Annotated in this window: 19 protein-coding genes; 5 read left to right on the forward strand and 14 right to left on the reverse strand. The window is 45.5% G+C overall.

The features are described 5' to 3' along the window. Positions 1-222: 222 nt before the first annotated feature. Entirely contained in the window at positions 223-1467 is a 1245-nt protein-coding gene (locus QUA33_RS13780; protein ID WP_333149059.1) for an HhoA/HhoB/HtrA family serine endopeptidase, read from the reverse strand. A gap of 177 nt (positions 1468-1644) precedes the next feature. On the opposite strand from QUA33_RS13780, the gene QUA33_RS13785 reads away from it, so the two are divergent. Beyond that, on the forward strand, positions 1645-1998 hold the full coding sequence (locus tag QUA33_RS13785; RefSeq protein WP_242723064.1) for a metal-sensing transcriptional repressor: 354 nt from the start codon (positions 1645-1647) through the stop codon (positions 1996-1998). 302 nt (positions 1999-2300) lie between these two features. Here the strand turns inward: QUA33_RS13785 and QUA33_RS13790 are convergent, their stop codons facing one another. After that, positions 2301-2738 (reverse strand): helix-turn-helix domain-containing protein, encoded by a 438-nt coding sequence (locus tag QUA33_RS13790; RefSeq protein ID WP_333056815.1) that lies wholly within the window; start codon positions 2736-2738, stop codon positions 2301-2303. A gap of 1084 nt (positions 2739-3822) precedes the next feature. Between QUA33_RS13790 and QUA33_RS13795 the strand changes: the two genes are divergently transcribed. After that, positions 3823-4467 carry a pentapeptide repeat-containing protein gene (locus QUA33_RS13795; protein WP_190734746.1) on the forward strand — a complete coding sequence of 215 codons (645 nt, stop codon included), beginning with the start codon at positions 3823-3825 and terminating at the stop codon, positions 4465-4467. A gap of 260 nt (positions 4468-4727) precedes the next feature. Beyond that, a complete protein-coding gene (locus QUA33_RS13800; protein WP_333149061.1) occupies positions 4728-5504 on the forward strand; it encodes a pentapeptide repeat-containing protein in 777 nt (258 codons plus the stop codon). A 7-nt stretch (positions 5505-5511) separates the two neighbouring features. Here QUA33_RS13800 and QUA33_RS13805 read toward each other — a convergent pair whose 3' ends face one another. The 8 genes from QUA33_RS13805 to modA all read right to left on the reverse strand — a co-directional run bounded on the left by QUA33_RS13805 (position 5512) and on the right by modA (position 14905). Beyond that, positions 5512-8517, reverse strand: a complete 3006-nt coding sequence (locus QUA33_RS13805) for a GAF domain-containing protein (RefSeq protein WP_333149062.1) — start codon at positions 8515-8517, stop codon at positions 5512-5514. Positions 8518-8884: 367 nt separating this feature from the next. Further along, a complete protein-coding gene (locus tag QUA33_RS13810; protein WP_333076366.1) occupies positions 8885-9337 on the reverse strand; it encodes an NADAR family protein in 453 nt (150 codons plus the stop codon). A gap of 667 nt (positions 9338-10004) precedes the next feature. Then, on the reverse strand, positions 10005-10142 hold the full coding sequence (locus QUA33_RS28240; RefSeq protein ID WP_445243243.1) for an NAD(P)-binding protein: 138 nt from the start codon (positions 10140-10142) through the stop codon (positions 10005-10007). A 187-nt stretch (positions 10143-10329) separates the two neighbouring features. Continuing rightward, a complete protein-coding gene (frr, locus tag QUA33_RS13815; protein WP_333034638.1) occupies positions 10330-10878 on the reverse strand; it encodes a ribosome recycling factor in 549 nt (182 codons plus the stop codon). Continuing rightward, complete coding sequence (pyrH, locus tag QUA33_RS13820; RefSeq protein WP_071884014.1) at positions 10865-11593, reverse strand: UMP kinase; 729 nt, start codon at positions 11591-11593, stop codon at positions 10865-10867. Before pyrH ends, frr begins: the two co-directional genes overlap by 14 nt. A gap of 131 nt (positions 11594-11724) precedes the next feature. Continuing rightward, a complete protein-coding gene (msrB, locus tag QUA33_RS13825) occupies positions 11725-12123 on the reverse strand; it encodes a peptide-methionine (R)-S-oxide reductase MsrB (RefSeq protein WP_333149063.1) in 399 nt (132 codons plus the stop codon). Positions 12124-12213: 90 nt separating this feature from the next. Next, positions 12214-14034 (reverse strand): molybdate ABC transporter permease subunit, encoded by a 1821-nt coding sequence (modB, locus tag QUA33_RS13830; protein ID WP_333149064.1) that lies wholly within the window; start codon positions 14032-14034, stop codon positions 12214-12216. 70 nt (positions 14035-14104) lie between these two features. Next, on the reverse strand, positions 14105-14905 hold the full coding sequence (gene modA / locus QUA33_RS13835) for a molybdate ABC transporter substrate-binding protein (protein WP_333149066.1): 801 nt from the start codon (positions 14903-14905) through the stop codon (positions 14105-14107). A gap of 251 nt (positions 14906-15156) precedes the next feature. Between modA and QUA33_RS13840 the strand changes: the two genes are divergently transcribed. Then, positions 15157-16008 carry an IS5 family transposase gene (locus tag QUA33_RS13840; protein WP_333149067.1) on the forward strand — a complete coding sequence of 284 codons (852 nt, stop codon included), beginning with the start codon at positions 15157-15159 and terminating at the stop codon, positions 16006-16008. A gap of 145 nt (positions 16009-16153) precedes the next feature. On the opposite strand, the gene QUA33_RS13845 is transcribed toward QUA33_RS13840, so the two are convergent. Continuing rightward, entirely contained in the window at positions 16154-16711 is a 558-nt protein-coding gene (locus QUA33_RS13845; protein WP_333149068.1) for a thioredoxin family protein, read from the reverse strand. A 133-nt stretch (positions 16712-16844) separates the two neighbouring features. After that, positions 16845-17774, reverse strand: coding sequence for an agmatinase (gene speB, locus QUA33_RS13850; protein ID WP_333149069.1), 930 nt, complete (start codon positions 17772-17774; stop codon positions 16845-16847). A gap of 248 nt (positions 17775-18022) precedes the next feature. Between speB and QUA33_RS13855 the strand changes: the two genes are divergently transcribed. Next, positions 18023-18937 carry an alpha/beta fold hydrolase gene (locus tag QUA33_RS13855; protein WP_333149070.1) on the forward strand — a complete coding sequence of 305 codons (915 nt, stop codon included), beginning with the start codon at positions 18023-18025 and terminating at the stop codon, positions 18935-18937. Positions 18938-19107: 170 nt separating this feature from the next. Here the strand turns inward: QUA33_RS13855 and QUA33_RS13860 are convergent, their stop codons facing one another. After that, positions 19108-20157, reverse strand: coding sequence for a M10 family metallopeptidase C-terminal domain-containing protein (locus QUA33_RS13860; RefSeq protein ID WP_333149071.1), 1050 nt, complete (start codon positions 20155-20157; stop codon positions 19108-19110). Between the two features lie 158 nt (positions 20158-20315). Beyond that, positions 20316-20726 carry a hypothetical protein gene (locus QUA33_RS13865; RefSeq protein WP_333149072.1) on the reverse strand — a complete coding sequence of 137 codons (411 nt, stop codon included), beginning with the start codon at positions 20724-20726 and terminating at the stop codon, positions 20316-20318. Positions 20727-20850: the final 124 nt, after the last annotated feature.

Genomic DNA, 20850 nt, shown 5'->3' on the forward strand with positions numbered 1-20850 from the left:
AATAAAACTCGTTTGTAGTGAGGATTTTAGTCGCTATTAAGCTGTTGTGCATTTAAATTGCATGGAAAATAATTTTTCACTCTTGTGAGGCGGGCAGGAGAACCCGCCCTCAAAATATAAATTAAATGCACAACAGCTTATCTAAAAATATTAAGATTTGACTAAAATCCTCACTACAAACTTTATGTGGTATTTAACAGTTTCCCCCCTTCCCCTTCACTTCTAAAAATCCATAAGTTGAGCAGTTTGAACGGCTACTTCTTTAATCTGGACACCGCGGCGCACCTTCAGTTTTAGAATTTGACCGATTTCACTGTTGTCCACCAAACTTTGCAACTGTTCGGCCTCAGTCACTCCCTCACCGTCAATTTGAACTATCACATCCCCTTTGCGAAGGCCTGCTTTCTCAGCAGGGGTGTTGGGCACAACTCGCATTACTAAGACTCCCTTAACTTCCGGGACAATCAAAGGAGCATTGGGGTCAGAATTATTCTCTCTGGCCATTTCAGGAGTCAAAGCAATCATCTGAATTCCCAAAAACGGATGGCTGACTTGTTCTCCCTTGGCTAACTGCGCGTAGATGGCCTTGGCTTTGTCGATCGGAATCGCAAAGCCAATACCCATTGCATCAGCTCGAATCGCCGTGTTGATGCCAATCACTTCTCCTCTGCTGTTTAACAGCGGGCCGCCAGAATTGCCGGGATTGATGGCGGCGTCGGTTTGAATGAAATCGAGGCGCTTGTCGGGAATGCCGACGGCTGCACTAGAGCGTTTGAGGGTGCTGATAATGCCCAAGGTGACGGTGTTGTCAAATCCCAGGGGGTTGCCCACGGCGATCGCCCAATCTCCCACTTTCACCGCGTCGGAATCTCCTAGGGTTGCTACGGGCAAGTTAACTTCCTTGGTATTAATTTTGACAACTGCCAAATCAGTTACTTCGTCAGTACCTTGCACTTCTCCTGGAAATGTCCTGCCGTCGTTTAAGGTGACAGTCACTCGATCGGCTTTGTCAACTACGTGAGCGTTGGTTAAAACAATCCCGCTTTTGTCAATGATGAAGCCAGAACCTTGACCGCGTAAGCGTTCTTGTCTGGGTGTCATGCTGCGTAAATCTTCTCCCAAAAATCTGCGAAAGAAGGGATCTTCCATTAAGGGGTCGATGTTGCGGCTGACAGTCCGCTCAGTATCAATCCGAACAACTGCCGGCCCGACTCGATCGACAGCCGCCGTCACAAAACTGCCGGTATCCCCTGGGAGTTCAGGACTCCGCAGCGCTAACAGTTGCGGATTCGCAGCGGTGGCTGTAGAATTCTGGAACTGTAAGTTGGGCGGATTTGTGCTATCAGCGGCGGCAGCGGGTGCAGCATTGATTGTTAAAGCACTCAGGGCGATCGTCATTCCTAAAATTAGGGCGAACCAACGAGCACCGATTCGAGGTGCGGGGGGAAAAAACTTAAATAGTCGCATAGCGTCAATCTTTGTTAGTCTGGGTTAGTCTGGTAAAGGTGTGCGATCGTGCGGACTCAATAATCTGCCACTATGAAGATCCTAAATATATTTTGACAGTTACAATACATGAGTCACGAGCCCGCACCAACTCAACATATTCTGAATTCTAACTTTTAAATTTCCCTCGTAACCCCAATGATTCTATCTGATACTTCTACTGACAAATCCTTGCCATCAAATTCCCACCACCATCACGACGATAAATCAGCCCACCCTCACCATCACGATGAAGAATCGATGCGGCGGCTGGTAAATCGCTTGTCTCGGATTGAGGGACACGTCCGCGGCATTAAAACAATGGTACAAGAAAACCGTCCCTGTCCAGAAGTTCTCGTGCAAGTTGCTGCGGTTCGAGGCGCGCTCGATCGCGTGGCGAGAATCATTCTTGACGAACATTTAACTGAGTGCATTGCCAGAGCTGCTAAAGAAGGCAATATCGATACGGAAATCGAAGAGTTGAAAGCGGCTTTGGATCGGTTTTTACCTTAGCCTCTGCCAATTTTTACATCCATATAACAAAACCTGCAAATTAGACAAAACTTGCAAGCTATGATTTATGCCTCCTTTTTTAAGCTAAGCATCTTTCAAAAACGTGGGAAAAACATCAAATTTTCTCCCCCTCATCCTCATTGCCACAACACATAATTTAGATGCTCCGCAGTTTATGAGAGCGAGTTTTGTTAAAAAAGCATGAGTCTGGTTGGTCGTGACTGCGCAAGTCCTCCAAATCTTCAAAGGCTGATTGCAAACCATTAGATGAGCGGTGACTAATCCGACGTGTTATGAACTGTCTAGACTTTCGTCAGCTTGGCTTTGAGGTGGTATCTGACTGTTGCATAAACCGCTTTATAAGAAGCTTCAATGCTGTATTCCTGCTGCAACCATTCTTGAATTTCTCCATAGCTTTTAAAGCCTTTCTGGGGATCGCTGAGGCGCATTGCCAAACTAGCGCGGGCCAGAGGAGGAATGGCTGGCTTGCGGCCGCCGCTGTGCTTTGTTTCGAGGAGTCCTTCGAGTCCGTCAGAGCGGTACTTTCTCAGCCACCGCTGCACTGTAATTCGATTGACCCCGATCGTCATTGCCAATTCTTTAACTGTTTTAACATGACAAATTTTGAACAGGTAAAGTGCTTGAATTTTTTGAAAGCCGCTTGCCGTTTTTTGTTCGGTTAACAGGTTTTTTAGCTCTTCACTTGTCTCTGTGATGCTAAGTTTACATACTCCAGCCATATCAATTACCTCACGATTCGCGTTCTACAATACCTTTTTTTGACAAGGGAGCAAAAGCTGCTCCTATCCTAAATGCTGACCTTTTGTTTGCCCTGAAGCAATACAAAAGCGATCGTTCTCATTAAACTTTTTCCTTCCTGGAGGCACTGGGACGCTCAGAAACCGGATTATTTTAACCTGGAGCAAGGTTGCAACGATTTTTTTTGTAAAAAACCCGGTTTATGGGTCAGTTTTGTATTTGATGGACAAGCGTCATTGCTAATACTGATAGCTGTTAACCGCTCGACTGTAACATTAGCGGCAATAGGTGACTCTTAAGGAATACCATTTATTCTTTTATTGTTAAATATCTATCATGGTTTTCCTGGTATTTATTGGTATTTTTTGCGAACGTATGGGCGATTTTTAGTCATTAGGTGCTAGCAAACAAGCGAATGTCTGCACACCAGCGATCGCATTTTTATACAGACATTCCCTAGTCCCCAAAGTGCATTTTTGGCATTCGCTTTGCGAAAAATCCTTAGATATCAGCACTCTCATCGGTCAGAGCGGGTAGCGCCGAGTGACGTTGCCACCGACTTTCTTGCGGCGGGCAAGTATCTGTGAAACTACTGGCTTTATCGCCAATTGAGTAAAACACGACGAGAGTGGCATTGTCAATTTCTCAGCATTACAGTATAAGTATCGGCTATTTTTGCCCGCCTGCTGTGATCGAAAGGGTGGTTTCTATGTGATCGTACTAACATTGCCTTGTGATCTTGGTCACATTGCTACTCAGTAAGCTCAACTACCCACAAAAAGTTATGGCTTTGAGCGGAGTTTCCACGTAGAATCTTGGGGATTTAGTTACGAAGTGCGCTCAAACTTGCTGTTAAAATTTTTAAATATTATTTTTTTCCAAATGGGAAAAATAATGCAGCTTTGTGCTTCACCCTCACCAAACCATCTAATTTGTACTCAAACCTTGCATATTGAGGGAAGTTTCAGGCTGGGTGTGAATATTTCAGAATCTAAAATTGCAGAACATCCGGTGCAACCAGCTTGCTGACAGTATTCTTCATTTAAAAGGTGTAGAGAAGCCACAATGAACGTTGACGAACTGCTCAAGCTATACGCAATAGGAGAAAGAAATTTTAGCGGGGTCTACCTGCACGAGGTCTACCTCTACGAAGCAGAATTGATTGGAGCCAATCTGTATGAAGCCGACCTGATTGGAGCCAATCTCAGCAAAGCGAAACTCAACAGAGTCAACTTTGGCAAAGCCAATTTGTGCAAAATTAATTTGAGAAGAGCAGACTTAGGTGGAGCGGACCTCACAGAAGCACTTTTAGTTGAAGCTAACCTGAATCGAGCTGAGTTGATGGGAGCAAACCTCAGCAAAGCAGACTTGAGCGGAGCTTCCCTGATCCAAGCAACTTTAATTGGAGCCAACATATCTCGGGCCACACTTAGCCGTGCAGACTTGCACGGAGTAAATCTTTACGGGGTAAACTTGCGTAGGGCAGTGCTCACAGAATGCGATTTAATTGGCGCAAACTTGAGCAAAGTAGACCTTAGCGGAGCCGACTTAATGGGGGCGAGTTTAATTAGGGCAGACTTGACTGAAGCGATTTTAAGTGCGTCAGACTTAAGCGGAGCAAACCTGTTGGGAGCAAACCTTACAAAAGTTAACCTGAGCGGAGTATATCTTAAGGGTACAACGATGCCCGACGGCACGATTCACGACTAATTTATTTGTTAATTTTTATGGTTGCCGAGAACAGCGGCTAAAGGGTAATGAAGTTTTCATTACCCTAATTTATTGGCAGCGAAGTGTTTATTTGACACTCAGGTAAGGCCGAGAACTTCAATGTAGGGTGCTGATGGCGCACAGAACTCCTAGATACGGCAAGTCAAAAGATTTGTTGGGTGAACTTGTGTTATGGTGATTTTCAATTGCTTCGAGAAAAGCTATTTTAGATTTAATATTTTGGATTTTGGACGGTTAAAATGAAACTCAGAATCCTCGCTGCTGTAACGCTGCTGAGCTCGATCGCTCCGATCGCTCCTGCACCCGCCGAGAACATCCAACACACGCAACAATTACTCGCCACCCGACAGTGCCCCAACTGCGAACTCAGCAGTGCAGGCTTGGTTTTAGCCAATTTAACAGGAGCCAATCTCAAAGGTGCTGACTTGAGGTTGGCTAACCTCAGCCGAGCCAACCTTACCGGGGCTGACCTCAGCGGTGCCAACCTCAGCGGCACCAGCCTGTTTGGCGTCAACCTGACAGGGGCCAACCTCAGCGGAGCTAACCTCAGCGGTGCTGACTTGAGAAGTGCCTATCTCAGCGACGCCAATTTGCAAGGCGCTAATTTAAATAACGCGCAACTGCTCGGAGTTAGAGGAATGCCAACCAATATCGGCACCGCTGAAGACTTCTACCGGTTGGGAGTGCTGGAAGCTCAAGCAGGAAACTACAGAAACGCCATTGATTATTACAATCAAGCGCTGAATCTGAAATCGGATTTAGCAGCCGTTTATTTTGCGCGCAGTATGTCTCGCGCTGACTTGGGAGACTTCGCCGGCGCGACTCAAGACGCCGATCGAGCAAACAAACTCTTTGCAGCTCAAGGAAATCCCCAAGGTCAGGATTTGTCAAAGCAGTTAGCCGAAGCCATTGTTGCGCGTCAAAAGCCTACGGAACCCCGCACGGGCGGCGGTGGCAACTTTATGAGTCTTCTGGGCTCGATCGGTTCTGTCCTCGTGAAGCTAATCTTGCCTTGACTGTTGCCTAATTCAGGGGAATCTCGATCCAGAACTCTGTACCATGACCGGGTACAGAAACACACTTAAGTACGCCTTGGTGTTTCTCAACTACAATTTGGTAACTGATAGACAGTCCTAAACCCGTGCCCCGACCTACGGGTTTAGTAGTAAAAAACGGATTAAATATGTGAGAGATTAACTCTTTGGGGATGCCGTGACCATTGTCGGCAATGCAAATTCCTACCGTTTTTTCATTGATTAAGTCAGTGCGAATCCGAATGCAAGGGGAGGGGAAATCAGGAATCAAACACTCGGTGGTGGCATTTATATCTCCTGACTCGATAGGCAGTATTTGCGAGCTTAAATGTGTCGCCGCTGCACTTGCCGCTTTAAATGGAACATTCATACCTCGCTCTTTTTTTCCCATTTCTAGGGCGTCAAGGGCATTACCGATCAGATTCATAAATACTTGATTGAGCGAGCTGGCATAGCATTCTACTAAGGGCAAATTGGCGTATTCTTTAATAATTTCTACGGTGTTGCGATCGGAATTGGCTTTGATCCGGTGCTGCAAAATCAACAGGGTACTGTCGATGCCCTCGTGAATGTCAACGGCTTTTTTCTCGGCTTGATCCGTCCTGGAAAAATTACGCAAAGATACAACTAACTGGCGGATGCGCTCAACTCCCACTGTCATGGAACCCAAAATTTTTGGCAAATCTTCGGCAAGAAATTCGATGTCGATTGCTTCGGAACACTCGCTAATTTCTGGGTTGGGATTGGGGTAGTGCTGGCGGTAGAGTTCCACCAAGCAGAGCAAATCTTTGGTGTATTCGCTGGCGTGGGACAGATTGCCGTAGATAAAGTTAACGGGGTTATTGATTTCGTGGGCGACTCCGGCCAGAAGTTGTCCGAGACTGGACATTTTTTCGGTTTGAATCAGTTGGGCTTGGGTATTGTGCAGTTCTGTGACTGTTTTAGCTAGCTGTTCGGCTTTTAATCGATCGGCAGTTGCTGCATTGAGACTTTCTTGATAAAGTTCTGCTTGGTGAATGGCGATCGCAGCTTGAGCAGCTAAATGTTGCACCAATTCCTGTTCTGCTGTTTGCCAAACTCTCGGCCCCGAACACTGATGGGCAATCAACAACCCCCACAATTGGGAATCTTTGCCTCTCATCGGCACAATTAAACTTCCTCTCACCTGCAACTCTTCCAAAAATTCGCGGTGACAGGGTATTAAATCCTCAGTATAAATATCATTAATTGCTCGCACCCGTCCGGCTCCATAAAAGCAGTCTGAGCCTTCGGGAAAGCATTCTTGTGGAGATGTGATACCTAAAATGGACCGCCACTCCCCGCAAACAGCTTCGACAACTACCTCGCCCTGTTTATCTGCTGCAAATTGGTAGATTACCGTGCGATCGGTATCCAACAAAACTCTGACTTCTCGCACAATAGTTTGCAGTATGATTTTTAAATCTAAGGTGCTGCGAATCTGGTCTCTAACTCGCGTCAATACTTTGGCAAAGTCCAAGGATTGTTGCAATTGAGCGGTGCGTTCTTGAACTTGGCGCTCCAAGTTGGCATTCAGGGTTTGCACTTCTTTATAAAGAACGTACTGCCCAATTGCCGAACAAAATTGGCTGCCTATAGCTAAAGCTTGCTCAATTTCCTCGTACTTCCACTCGGGCGACTGACCTTTTTTTATTTCTCGCCAGAGTTCAAAGGATTGTCTGGGAAGGGTTTGTGCCACGCTGCTGTCAAACCGCCCAGCCCACATTTTTTCGGTATCTATTGCATTGCGAAAAATGGTCAAACAGCCGACTACTTGTTGTTGATAGTGGAGGGGAATTACCAGCAAACCCCTAATTTTCGTAGATTGGAAAGCGGGAACTAAAACTCTAAATAGAGGTTCTTTGTATAAGTCAATAATTATCAAAACTGGGAATTGATTCTTAGTAAAAGTTGAATTTTTGGGAAGTTCTTCACTATTTTTAAATCCTTTGGTTAGCCATTCCTGCCAGAGGGGATGAGCTTCGATAGCCTTAACTTTTTCCCAATTGGGAAGTGTCGGTTGTTCTCCTGTGGTGAACAGTTCAAACGTAGCATTACTGTGGGCGGGGGCAGTTGGCAATCCTCCCTCAATCTGGGGAGCGGATAACTTTTCACCGTTGATTTTCGGCAGGTTGAGATAGAGTCTGCCACCGCTGCCACCCAAAGCGGTGACGGTGGCTTCTAAACCTTGCTGCAGTTGAATGTTGACGTGACCGTACAACAGGCCTGCTATGCGGCTCACGGTAGCTTCGCGGGCGGCTTGAGAGCGGGTTTGCTGCAGGAGGAGCGCGTGGGCTATAGCGCTAGACAATTGATCTGATACGAGCTGAACTACTTCTAAATCTGCTGGTGAAATATTGAGGGTCGCAGAGTGGTGAGACACTAAAAGTCCCCACAGTTCGATGTGAATTTTTTGATTATTTCCTGGTTCGTATCGAGTCAGACACGTAGCCGCCTCGCAGATATCTGTTTTGCTGTTTTCCGACGCGATCCTGCGGTGCAAAATCGGCACGACTAAGGAAGATTGCACTCCCATTGCCATCAGGTAAGCTGTGTGGCAAGGATCGAGCGATCTGTAGTGCATCTCTTCCTTTACTAAAGGTTGACCGGTGTCTGCAGCATCTAGGGGACTCGTGACGATCGTTCCTGAGTTAACATCTATTATTGTCCGCTGGCGCAAAGCGACATACATCTCCCTGGCGCTCGCGGGAATGTCGTCTGCTGGAAAGTGCAGTCCTTTCAAGGAAGGGAGACGGTTGTTATTAATTGACTCAGCGACAACTTCTCCACTTCCGTCGGCACTAAACCTGTAAATCATAATGCGATCTGTTTTCAAAAAAGACCGCACTTCTGCTACCGTATTGCTTAAAATATCTTCTAATTCTAGAGATTGGCGGATGCGTTCTGTGATCCGCCGTATCAAAACTTCTCTGTCTAGTTTATAATGTAATTCTTGCGCATTTTCTGTGATTTGCATAAATCTCCTTTTGTACTTATACAATAATAAGAAGTTTTGATGTGCTGTTGGAACGTTCAAACTCAAATACATTACCCGGAATTTTTGACTAAACCGAGCTGTACAATTAATCGGTCGCGCACTTGTGAGAGACGACGGTGTATCGCCTCGGGTGGGCTGGGGTAAGTAAAAGCTGAGATCGCGCCAGTTTAATCCTTGCCTTCAACAGGCAGAGCGACTTAAGGAAATAATAATTATTATTTTAATGCTCTTATAAATTTCTCGCAATCTTCAACTCTCACTATGAAAATTCTTCATTGTTAGGATAACTTGACATTTGTTGTATAACTTCATATAATGATAATTAACGAAAGAATTTGACTCTCTATCAGCGCGCAAGGCGCTGACTAATTTCTTGGCGAACGCTCATCAGAATTTTACCCAAATTATTTTGACCGGTTCGATCGCAGCCACACCCCCAGTAGTAATCCGTTGGCGAATCCTCAACAATCACTCGATCCCCTGTGGCGAGGAGAATCGCTTGAATGTCTGTATGAGTGAGAAACTTAGTTAAAACTGCTTCGCGCATAATGGGAATTTTCACGGCTTCCCAATCAGCGCGAATCCGGTGGTTGGGATCGCGACCTAATTTAGCGGCTTCTTGAGGAGTTGCTACGGCTTGAATCGCCGCCACTAATCTTTTATCCGTGCTGACAAATTTTTGAGCTTGATAGTAATGTTCCACAGTCAACCAATATTGACCGTGCAGAGAAATGTCGTGTAGTGAAAAATTAGAAAAGCAGCCGTAAGGCTCCTCTACTTTATAAAAATAAATTATCATTAGATTTGAGATTTTATATTTTACAGGATGTAAGTAGAATGTAATTATTTAAGGTGGGCCTCAAGCACCTTACCGCGCTCTTAGTAACGTGTAAAACCACTTTTTGCCTCCAAGAGTATTTGAGATTGATTCTATAAGCAGCGCGGGGCTTGTATTAACAAATCCTCGTATCGACTTTATTTAAAATAGCATTTACGCTTTTGAAGCGAGTTTATTGGAAAAAAATCGGGTTAAGGAACGAAAAATCTAGGAATCAACTGGCTTTCTGACGAATAGTGCGTAATGCCTATTTTTAAGTTAACGATTAAGAATTGGAAATCAAGAACAAGCAATGGGGATGTAAGAATATTTATTATTCCCTCTTCCTTCCTTCCAACACGGCATCAGCTTTTTAAAAGCGCGGTTAGCGAGAGCGGCATCAAGCAGTTCGCCACAGAAAGTTTTGCTCATCAACTGAGTAGGCCTCGGAAATTGGACGCCCGCTCTACAAGCAGCTCCTGTAAACTGATAAAAGGCTCTGGCCAAGCGACTGACCCAAACCATATCAGTGTTGCATTCTTGGGCGATCGATTGAGTGTACGGCTCCTTAGCGTTGTCGGCACCTCCGAGAGCTAGATCGATCGCCTCAGCAGCTTTAAATCCGCTAACAATGGCAGGACTAATTCCTTCACCGGACAGGGGGTCGGCGAGAGTGGCCGTGTCTCCTGCCAGCAGTGAATTTTGCGACAGAACGTCTGTGCTTTGCTAGGCGATAAGCTGCTGTGCTTCCTGCCGGGCCTGCACCGACAATAATGCAATCAAACATTTTGGGTAATGGGTAGCTGGTAATGGGTGATTGGTCATGGAACAGGAGGAATTGGTAAGTTAATGAGTGTTAAATCTTGAGTTTTTAACTCAGAACTCACAAATCATTAAGCGTCTGCTCGTTGTTCGCGGCCGGTTCTCGGCAACCTCAAAACTATTCCTATTCCCCCTGCCAAATTTCCGATTCCCTAAACAGTCGTGATATCTTTCTCTTTCGCTGCCAGAACTTCTTCTATTTTGCCAATGTACTTGTCCGTCAGCTTTTGAATTTTATCTTGCAAGTCCCGGGATTCATCTTTAGAGATATCGCTGCTTTTTTCCTGCTTGCGAATTGAGTCAACGGCATCGCGGCGGATATTGCGAATTGCAACTTTACCTTCTTCAGCAAACTTCCCGGCCATTTTGACAAATTCTTGGCGTCTGTCGCTCGTCAGCGGCGGAATGTTCAAGCGAATAACTGAACCGTCGTTGTTAGGAACGAGGCCTACATCGGACAGGGAAATTGCTTTTTCGATCGAGTTGAGCGCTGTACGATCGAACGGTTGAATGGTAATCGTAGTCGCATCCGGGGTGCCGATGTTGGCAAGGGATTTGATCGGAGTTGGAGAGCCGTAGTAGTCTACCATGACTCGATCGAGGAGAGAGGCGTTGGCCCGTCCCGTCCGAATAGTATTAAAAGACCGTTGAGTAGCCTCAACTGCCTTTTGCATATGATCTTCTGCGTCAGCTAACTTCACAAAAACCTCCGACAAGAGTTCCAATAGATTCTCCCATTACAGCTCGGTAGATGTTGCCCGACACCGAGAGGTCAAATACCATAATAGGAATATTATTTTCTTTGCAAAGGGCGATCGCCGTACTGTCCATCACCCGCAAATCTTGATTCAAGACGTGGGCATAGGTGAGGGTTTGATACCTGCGCGCGTTGGGGTTGAGGTGGGGGTCGGAATCGTACACCCCATCTACCTTAGTAGCTTTAAAAATCACCTCTGCATCAATTTCAGCCGCCCGCAAAGCGGCTGTAGTATCAGTAGTAAAAAAAGGGTTGCCAGAACCGGCACCAAAAATCACTACTCGTTTTTTTTCGAGGTGGCGAATTGCCCGCCGCCGGATGTAGGGTTCAGCTACTTCTTGCATGGCGATCGCCGATTGCACCCTCGTTGGCACTCCTGCTTGTTCCAGGGCATCCTGCAAAGTGATAGCATTCATCACCGTAGCAATCATGCCCACATAATCAGCCGTTGCCCGATCCATCCCTGCCGAAGCAGCTTTCACCCCGCGAAAAATGTTGCCGCCACCGACAACAATCGCGATTTGAATGCCTTGGGACACGACTTTGGCCACTTCCTGGGCGATCGACTGAACGACTACCGGATCGATGCCGTAGCCCAAGCTGCCCATCAGCGCTTCACCGCTGAGCTTCAGCAAAACTCGCTGATAAACCATCCCCATGCCGCCACTATTTTTTTACTCTTTTTGCCTCCACCATAAGATAGCAGTACGGGTGCATTTTGAACATCAATTACCCAGAACAGACCCAAAAGCCTGTTCCAGAACACTTGACTGAGAACGGTAGACTAAATTTAATCTTTGGGGACGAAATTAAGAGCAGCAGAATTCATGCAGTAACGCTGACCGGTAGGTTTCGGGCCGTCGTTAAATACGTGACCGAGATGGGCATCGCAAACAGCGCACAGTACCTCGGTTCGGCGCATGAACAAGGTGTTATCCGACTCGCACTTGACATTTTCTTCGCTAACGGGAGCGTAGAAACTCGGCCAACCGGTACCGGAATCGTACTTTGTTTCTGATTTAAATAGCTCAGTGCCGCAGCAAATACACTTATAAGTTCCTGGTTTTTTGTTGTCGTGATATTCGCCACTAAAAGCTCTTTCTGTTCCTTTTTTGCGGGTGACTTTAAACTGTTCTGGCGTGAGTTGTTGTTGCCATTCAGCGTCGGTTTTTTTAATTTGTTCAGTCATGATTAGAGGTTGGGTTAAGATGTATTTAGCTGTTGAGTGTTGACGGTTAACTGTTGAGTGTTGACGGTTAACGGTATATTGCTAGTTAACTCAGGCTTCCATTAATATTAACCTAATTGGCTCGAAATGAACATACCAGGGAAAAGGATTGTCCTTAATAGCCCTCCACTTTTCCTTGAAAACTTCGGCTTGTAAGTGATAATCTTGGGAATCATTGGGAGGCGAGTGCAATTTGAGATATAATGTCACCCGGTGCGGAGTTTCAACAGTTGAGGCGATCCAACAAGCAAAAGTATTTTCACGATCGCACCCGCTAACAAAAATCAGTTGATGAGCCCGAATTCCCACAGAAACTAGAGATTTAGGAATTGGTTCTACTACAGTCAGAGTACAGCCCCAGTCGATCGCCTCCACGAGAGTTACGGAGATCGATTTAGCGGCAGAGAAGTTCTTACAGCCCGTCAACTGGGCGACAGTGAAATTGCCAGGGCGATCGAAAATGTTCTGTTTTGTATCAAAGGCGATCGGTCTTCCCTCGGCCAATACCAAGAGATTTTTGCACACCCGGTAAACTTCCTCTAAATTGTGGCTGACAAACAAAGTAATTCCCCGATAATTAGCCAGAGTCTGCATTAACTCGCGTTCAAGTTGACTGCGTAAGTGAGTATCCAAAGCAGAAAATGGTTCGTCTAACAGCAGCAAATCGGGAGAAGGGGCGATCGCCCTCGCCAAAGCCACTCGCTGCTGTTGACCCCCCGAAAGTTCGTGCGGGTAGCGGTTTTCCAGTCCCGACATTTGCACCGAAATTAGCTGTTCTTTTACCCGAAGTTTTTGCTCGCTTTCAGATAAATGCTGCAAGCCAAATGCAATATTTTGAGCAACAGTCAGGTGAGGAAATAAAGCATAGTTTTGAAACAAAAAACCGATGCGGCGGTCTTTAGAAGCTACATTAATGCCCTGTGCTGAGTCAAATAAAACCCTGCCATTGACTGCAATTGTACCGATCCTGGGAGTTTCCAAACCGGCGATGCAGCGCAGAGTCATGCTCTTACCAGAACCCGACGCGCCCAAAATTCCCAGCACTTCAGGGCCGATATCGAAGCCGACATCCAAGGCAAAGCTGGAAAGAGGTTTAAAAATGCTTAAACAAAGTCCGCTTTTCGGTTGTTGTTTTTGGGAATTTGTGGTAAAATTAGACGCGACTTTAGGAATATTTAATTGCAGTCTTTGGCTCGAATTCGGTTTGAGCGAGCTCCTTTGTAAATCAGTCCAAAAATTAACAGCAGTTAGCACGCTCAAAGAAAGACTCAGAATAATCAAAACCCAAATAGCAGCTTGCCTCATATCCCCAGCTTCCACAGCAAAATAAATTGCCATCGGGATAGTTTGAGTTTGTCCGGGAATATTCCCCGCTAACATCAACGTCGCGCCGAATTCACCCAAAGCGCGGGCAAATGCCAGAATAGTTCCTGCTAAAATTCCCGGCCATGCTAGCGGCAACATAATGCGCCAAAAGACTTGCCACTCCGAGGCCCCCAAAGTGCGAGCAGCGTTGAGAAGATTGGCATCAATTTGCTTAAACGCTCCCAAAGCAGTTTTGTACATGAGGGGAAAGGATACCACTGTGGCAGTAATGGCGGCGGCTTGCCAAGTGAAAATTATAGTTAAGTCGAATTGTAGCAAGAATTGACCGATCGCCCCATTTCTCCCAAACAGCAGCAGCAGCAAAAATCCCACTACTGTCGGCGGCAAAACTAAGGGAGAAATGAAAATGCCTTCAATCAAAGCTTTACCTCTGATCCGAGTTGAAAGCATCCACCGGGCGGCGGCTATTCCCAGGAAAAAGGTGATAAATGTCGCAATAGCGGAGGATTTTAGAGATATCCACAGCGGAGAAAAATCAAATTCCATCTATAAATAAATCCGCGTTAATCAGCGCTTATCTGCTTTCATCAGCAGTAAAAAATCCATAATTAGTTAGTTATCGAACCATGCCAAATCCGTATTTTTGAAATACTATTTTAGCGCGATCGCCCGCTAAAAAGTCAACAAATGCTTTTGCAGCAGCGGGATTGCGGCTGTTTCTGATAACTGCCAGCGGATAAACAATGGGCGAGTGTAAATTTTCAGCAGCCGTTAGCCGCAAAGTTACTTTGTCCGATGCTTTGGCATCAGTCGTGTAAACTATACCAGCATCAACGTTACCGCTTTCGACAAATGTCAGCACTTGGCGGACGTTATTTCCTAGCACTAATTTTGACTGGAGTTGCTGCCACAATCCAAGCTTAGTTAACATTTCCCGAGCGTATTGTCCGACAGGTACACTCTTGGGTTCGCCGAGCGCAATTTTCTTGATTCTGGCATCTGTCAACTGTTTGACATCGCTCAAAGCCAAGCCGTTTTTGGGAGTAATCAAAACCAGGCGATTTGTTAGCAAATTGCGCCGTGTGTCGTTAATTAACAGGTTAGATTGCTGCAAATCGTTCATTTGTTTTGTAGCGGCGCTGAAAAATACATCTACCGGGGCGCCTTGCTGAATTTGCTGTGCGAGAGCGCCGGAAGCACCGAAATTATAAGTAATAGTAACGTTGGGATTTCTGGTCTGATAAACTGTTTTGAGTTCTTGTAAAGCTTGTGAGAGGCTGATAGCGGCGGATACTGTTAAGGATGTTTGCTGCTGTGCTATGACTGGAGGAATGCTTGGAAACAAGTTCCAAGTAATTAGTAGTGTCATTGCCACGAAGGCTACTACAATTAAGTTAAGGATGCGTTTTGTTTTCATAGGGCTATGTTCTAATTTTTCATAGGGCGATCGAGAAGTCTAGCTTACAGCAGCTTCCGATAATATGGTGCGTCAGGACTCGACTTTTCGTGCAAATTGAGAATAGACCTCTTGCAAAATAATTTTATGCTATAATTAAGGGTTTGGCTTGAGTGGAGCAGATTGGAGGTTATAGCTAATTTTTAGGACATTTTGCTAAAAACAGCATAAAATGCTAAAAAGGTATTTTGTAGTTACACAATAAATCAATCATGAACAATCGATTTTATCAAAATTTAAAACCGGAGCAATTTAAACGGAGATTTGGTATCCAGATTCAAACGTTTAAAGAAATGGTTAACTCTTTAGAACAATTCCGGCTAGAAAATCCTCAAGATCAACGAGGACGCCGAAGCGCCTTAACTCTTGAAGAACAAGTTTTAGTGACCTTGGAATATTGGCGAGAATATCGAACCTATTTTCATATGGGGACAAATTGGGGAGTATCCGAATCAACGATTTGCCGAATTGTAACTAACATTGAATCAACTTTAATGAAAACGGGAAAGTTCCGTATTCCGGGAAAAAAGGCATTACTCAAAGACTCTGATTATCCAGAAATCGTGGTGATGGATGTCACAGAAACCGCTATTGAACGACCTAAAAAAAAACAGAAGAGATATTACTCAGGTAAGAAGAAATGTCATACTCTAAAAACTCAATTGGTAATTAATCAAGAAACCAGAGAAATTATTTGCACTGCTTTTGGACCAGGGCATTGCCACGATTTTAACTTGTTTAAAAAAAGTAAAATTAATTTTCATCCCGAAACAAATAGCTTACAAGACAGTGGCTATCAAGGGATAAAGGATTATCACCCCAATAGTTATATTCCTAGAAAGAAACCTAAAAATGGGAAACTTTCTCGAATAGAAAAAGACTACAATCGAGTTCTAGCACAGGAGCGAATTGTGGTTGAACACGTTAATCGGAGTCTCAAAATTTTTAAAATATTGTCGAGTCGTTATCGGAATCGCCGTCGCCGTTATGGTCTGCGTTGTAATTTGTTGTCAGCACTTTACAATTATGAGTTAGCTTTCAGGTCTAAAATTCAAAACCTTTAATTATAACATAGATTTTTTTTGCAAGAGGTCTAATGTAAAACCTGACGCACCCTACCATAATGAAGTAGGGTGCGTCAGTTACTATTATTTTCGATACAAACCAACAATCTCACAACAGACGCACCTTTCAACTAATGACTAATGACTACGAGCGCCATTTGACGGAACAGCCTATCGCCTCTGTAGTTGAAGGCTCAACGGGTTGACTGTCGAGCAATTGGTCGATCGCACTCCGCAGATAAGAAACCTGCACCGCCGCCGGATCGTCAGCGTTGTCGTCAATTAAACCTTTATAGCGCAGTTTGCCGTCTTGGTCTAACAAAAAAACCTCCGGCGTTTTAGAAGCCCCAAAACTTTCAGCAACATCTTGAGCAACATCTCGGATGTAAGGGAAGTTGAGTTGATTGTTGGCTGCAAAAATTTTCATGTTTTCAAAACTGTCGTCGGGATACTGGTTTGCATCATTAGCATTAATCCCGATTAAAGTAACATCTCGATCTTGAAAATCTGCTTGAAGTTCTTTCATACGAGTGAGATACAACTGCACGTAAGGGCAATGATTGCACATAAATATGACCGCTATCGCCCGAAATTTTTCTAAATATCGAGCTAAATGGTGAACTTCGTCGTCAACTCCCGGCAGTTCAAAATCGGGAGCGTAGCCGTTAATGGGAGTACCCGTTGTATCAACTATTAAACTCATGTTTTCAGGAGGTGAAGAGCAGTATTTGCCAGCATGAAAGATGAAACTGTCAGCACGAATAAAATTGGCTGTTGTTTGGCTTTAGCTTAATTCTAGCCTTGCCAACAGCCTATTGTGATTCGTACTTCGCGATTTATTCCTCGTCTGGCTTTAGCCAACCTTGAGCCAGAGCTTGGTATCCAATAAGTTTGTATGCTAATTTGGCGGCGGTAAATTCTGAGACGACAGAATCTACAATAGGTGCTAATTCCATAATGTCACACCCGATTACTTCGTAGGACTCGAAGATGCGGCGCAAAAATGCGGTGAGGGAATACCAATTTAACCCGCCCGGTTCGGGTGTTCCCACTCCTGGAATTAAAGTCGGATCGATGCCGTCTAAGTCGATCGTCAAAAATACTCGCTTAGTTGTTATGCTGGCAATTGCCCGATCGGCCCAATCCGGTTGAGTAGCGATTTCCCTAGCTCGAATCACGTTTAGCTGTTTTGCTTTAATCAAATCTGCTTCTTCTTTGCAGATAGCGCGAATCCCGATTTGCAGTGTCGGTAAGCCCATATCGACAATACGCCGCATCACGCAGGCGTGGTTGTGAATCGAGCCTTCGTATTCGTGCCGCAAGTCGCCGTGGGCATCGATTTGCACGACTGTGAAAGGTTCATCCGGGTATGCTTGGCGATAACCTTCGACAACGCCTGCAGTGATGCTGTGTTCGCCTCCGAGGGAGATGACAAATTTATTTTCGGTAACTAGCTGGTGCACTGCGGCTTGGGTGACTCGCAGCATTTCTGAGGATGAAACTGGTTGGCGGTTGCGGGTATCGGCGATCGGCTCTTTTGTATAAATTCCGACATCGTAGCAAACTTCGGAGTCCAATTCTTCGTCGTAGCACTCGAGTTGATGAGAAGCTTCTAGAAGTTTAGCGGGTCCGTTTTCGCACCCCCGGCGGTAAGTGGTGGTAGCTTCGTAGGGAATTGGTAAGATAACTACTTTGGCGGTGTCGTAGTCTGGTACAATTTCTGACCCCAGAAACGGTACGACAGCAGTGGAAACGATCGTTGGCATAAGGGAAATTTTAATACAGCAAAGAAGTCAGCAGGTTTAATCGTGACATAATATCGGCTCTAACTGCAAAGGAAGAAGGAAGAGGAATTAACCGCAGAGGGCGCAGAGGGCGCAGAGGGAGGAGGGAAGAGGGTTTGGGATTTATGTCCTAGCGGTTGCCTCGAATTGCGATACGGTTTGTAGTATTGACTTGAGTTCTTTGCAGCCTTGCATTCATCTAAAATCTAAAATCTAAAATCTAAAATCGCATGACATCTTCTACTCCCACTTCGTCAACTGCTGTTGCACCTCAAACTTGGCTGTGGAAAGGCTTTCCCATTTGCTACCAGGCTGCGGGTTCGCAGGGGCCTGCGGTGGTGTTTGTTCACGGTTTCGGTGCGTCTTGGGGTCACTGGCGCAAGAATTTGCCGGCGCTGGCTGCTGATTGTCGCTGTTATGCGATCGACCTCATCGGTTTTGGCGGTTCTGCTAAACCCGCGCCCAAGCTTGAAATTGACTATACTTTTGAAACTTGGGGACAGCTAATTGCTGATTTTTGTCGGGAAGTTGCGGGCGCGCCGGCTTTTTTGGTGGGAAATTCGATCGGCTGTGTGGCAATTATGCAAGCGGCTGTGGATTTTCCCGACATTGCTTCCGGTGTCATTTTACTCAATTGTTCCCTGCGCTTGCTGCACGATCGCAAACGCGCCGAATTGCCTTGGTATCGCAGTTTTGGAGCGCCAATTGCACAAAAAGTTTTAAATGTCAAGTGGATAAGTCAATTATTTTTTAAACAATTAGCAACGCCAAAAACAGTAAAAAAAGTGCTTTTGCAAGCTTATCGCCGCCCTGAAGCTGTCAGCGACGAACTGGTAAATATGCTGCTGGAACCTGCAAAAGACAGCGGCGCAGTCGAAGTATTTGTAGCATTTATCAGTTATTCTCAAGGCCCGCTACCGGAGGATTTGTTGCCGCGTTTGAGCTGTCCGGCTTTGATTTTGTGGGGGACAGATGACCCTTGGGAGCCGATCGCATTGGGGCGAGAATTGGCAAAGTTTCCGGCTGTTGAAAAGTTTATTCCTTTGGAGGGAGTGGGGCACTGCCCGCAAGATGAAGCCCCGGAATTGGTCAATCCTATTTTACTCGATTGGATTAAAGAGCGATCGGTATTTGCAGAAAATTAGGGCTTTTACTTATTTCCGGCAGGAATAATTGGTTTGATTGAAACGCTTCGAGGTGCGTTAGCGAAGCGGCGCATAAGCGCTCTGATCGCGAAGGAATAAGTAGGAAGAATAAATTAGGACACGGCACTGCCGTGTCCTCGGTATCCTAATGATTGCAGCCGGAATTGATATTAGACAAACAGGAAACTATCAGGAGTAAAGCCGCCTTGAATTACAGCAATTTGGTCAGATGTACCAGCCAAATTGATGGAGTTACCAACAATATTGTAGTCAGAGAGACTCCCACGTAACTGAATGCGATCGATTCCCTGTTGGAAATCCTGAATCAGTGCAACTCCTGTTCCCTGATAGTAGCTAATTGCGGCATCACCGAGAACAAAAACATCTCTACCTCGACCGCCAATCAGCACATCCGTTTCATTGCTTCCCGGTGTAGCACTTGATGGATTTACTCCAATCAGGGTATCATTGCCGCGCAAACCTGAGAGTGTATCGTTACCATCTCCTCCAACTAAAGAATTGTTTTGGATGTTTCCGGTAAGGACATCTACATTCGGAGTTCCTGTGACATTAACAAAATTCTCTACAGTAAAATTCAGAGTGCCGATACCCGGTAGATTGTTAACCGCCAAACGATTCTGCGACAAATCCACATTAATAGAAGCTGTGCCGCTACCTGTAGAAGCATCGATGGTATTAATCTGTCCTAAAGGAGCAATTATTTGTTCTATATTTTGCAGGGTATCTGTACCTGCTGCGCCTTTATCTACAATACCTTTAGCCTCAATGGTAATGCCGCTGCCCAGGGAAAGATAGCTAATTGTATCCGTGCCTAATCCTCCAGTTATGGTATCTGTGCCGCTACTACCTAGGATGAAGTTATCTAAACTATCTCCAGTAATATTGTCGTTTCCTGCTGTGGTGCTAATACTGTTAGCTGGCGGAGGGGGTGGAGTTTGGTTTTGGGGAGGTAAAGCAGAATTCGTAAGTTGTGCGCCTTGATTTTGGGGAGGCGGATTGCCCGGTACGCCTTGATTTTGGGGAGGTTGGTTGCCTACTGCTGCTTGATTTTGCCCTGGAGGATTGCCCGGTGCGCCTTGATTTTGCCCTGGAGGATTGCCCGGTGCGCCTTGATTTTGGGGAGGTTGGTTGCCTACTGCTGCTTGATTTTGGGGAGGATTGCCCGGGGCATTGATTGGATTAGGAAATAGTGCTGGCATGATGTAATTACCTGGATTAGTTTTCTAAGTTTGAATCAGTTGTCAGGCTAAAGAAATGAATTCTCAATCGGCCTTTGATTTAGTCTCTACAATCATTAAGTTGGTTGAATATGACATTTATCCCTGTCCTAGGATTACAGTTTTGTAATGTGGAGAAATTAGCGTTTTTCCGAATTTTGAGGTAAATTACGATCGCCCGGTGGGCGCGGTGGAATGCCCAGAATATTAATCAACTCTGCTTCGGTGACTCCCAACTTTTTGGCTGCACCGGGAATATCTAAACGAGGAGGGGGCGGTGGGCTGGGCGGGCGATTATTTTCGCTTGGTGGTTCCGGCGGTTTGGCGGGTAGGCCCAAAGCTTCGATTAACTCGGCTTCGGTAACTCCTAATTGTTTGGCAGCAGCAGCAAAATCTATACGGGGCGGATGTCTGCGCTCTTGAGTGGGTTCGGGTTGGCTCTGGGCGAGTACAGTATTAAAATTAGCTGTAGTTCGATCGGGAAAAGTCAAGCTGCTAAATCCCAGCAGCAAGGCTGTAGCAGGTAACGCTAGCAGTGAAGCAATTTTCATGAGAGTTACGATCGCCGACCTAAAAATGTTTATAACTACATCAAACTCCCACAACATTACCTGCAACATTCCGAATAGATTACAGTTTTGTAATTTAAGTAAATGCCTGATGGCGGTATAATCG

This window comes from Microcoleus sp. Pol14D4 (genome assembly GCF_036701245.1).
Taxonomy (GTDB): Bacteria; Cyanobacteriota; Cyanobacteriia; order Cyanobacteriales; family Microcoleaceae; genus Microcoleus.